The organism is Kitasatospora sp. NPDC058032 (assembly GCF_042885845.1).
Lineage (GTDB): Bacteria > Actinomycetota > Actinomycetes > Streptomycetales > Streptomycetaceae > Kitasatospora.
This window is the reverse complement of record NZ_JBHVRK010000084.1, coordinates 1-1,283: the sequence shown is the minus strand read 5'-3', so window position 1 is coordinate 1,283 and position 1,283 is coordinate 1. Positions and strand designations below refer to the sequence as shown.

Annotated in this window: 1 protein-coding gene and 1 pseudogene; both read right to left on the bottom strand. The window is 68.2% G+C overall.

The window, feature by feature from the left end; all coding sequences use genetic code 11:
* Positions 1-149 (bottom strand): annotated as a pseudogene (locus ACFVUH_RS37425) (enediyne biosynthesis protein); the annotation flags it as partial.
* 2 nt (positions 150-151) lie between these two features.
* Positions 152-1,283 (bottom strand): CRTAC1 family protein (locus ACFVUH_RS37420; protein ID WP_387918105.1); only part of this gene is annotated, 1,132 nt, incomplete at its 5' end.

Genomic DNA, 1,283 nt, shown 5'->3' with positions numbered 1-1,283 from the left:
ATGAAGGGCCACAACCAGGGCTGTTCGAAGCCGAGGAAGGTGTACCCGGCGATGTTGAGGATCGAGATCGAGATCGCGAACCGGCGCAGGGCGGTGGTGACCTTCACGTCGTGCCGGGGGGCGGCCGTGAGCGTCTTGGTTTCGGGCACGGTCACTTCTCCTTCACGTCGGCGCCGAGTTCCAGCGAGTGCCTGCCGGGAGCCAGCTGGAGGTCCTTGTTGCGCACCTGCCCGGTGCGGTCACGCCAGGTCAGACGGGTCTGCACCGGGCCGTCGACCTCGTGGCCGAGCCCGATGTGCACGTCCTGGCTGCGCTTGCCGGAGTGGCCGCTGCCGCCGTCGACCCGGCCCAGGCGGGTACTGCCGTCGGACAGGGTCACGGCGACCTGTGCGCCGATCACGGGCGACCCGGCCGCGTCGGTGAGACTGAGGTTGAGGTGGTCGCCGGTCTCCGGGCTCATGTTGCAGTAGAAGACCGGGTCCTCCCACTGCCGGGCCACCACCATGTCCAGGCGGCCGTCCCCGTCGGCGTCGCCGGTGGCGATGCCACGGCTGGGCACGGGCACGGCCAGACCGAGCTGTTTGGACAGGTCGCTGTAGGCCTCGCCGTCCTTGTCCTGGACGAAGAAGCGCAGGTGCTGGTCGCCGGCGAGGTCGTCGCCCTCCTCCACCCGGGGCCAGAAGCGGGGGTGCTTGACCAGGGAGTCGTTGGCGGTGGCGAGCTCCTGGAGCTGCGCCCAGCGGTTGCGCTTGCCCTTGACGAAGCCGACCGCCTGGGTGATCTCCTGGACGCCGTTGTTGTCGAAGTCGCCCATCTTCACGTCCCAGCCCCAGCCGGACCAGGCGAGGTTGAGGGGCGAGCTCTCGTCCTTGTACGGAGCGACGCCGTCACGGAACTTGGCCCGCAGGTCCGCCTTGTCACGCGCGGTCGCGACGAAGGCGAAGTTCGACTCCTGGATGCCGAAGGACGTGGTGATGTTGGAGACGAAGGCGTCGTACAGGCCGTCGTTGTCCAGATCGCCGAAGTCGACGCCCATGCCCTTGAAGGAGCTGCGGCCCATCTCCTTGGACTTCGGAGTGGTCGCGGTGTGGACGGCCTTGACCTCGCTGAACTTGAACGTGCCGGGGGTCGACCTGTTGTACAGCAGGGCCGAGGTCCCGAAGTCGTGCGCCAGGTACATCTCGGGGCGCTGGTCGCCGTCCAGGTCGGTGGCCGAGACGGCCAGGGTCCAGCCCCGGTCGATGCCCTTCGGCAGGACGTTCTTGATCTCCTCGAAACCGGAG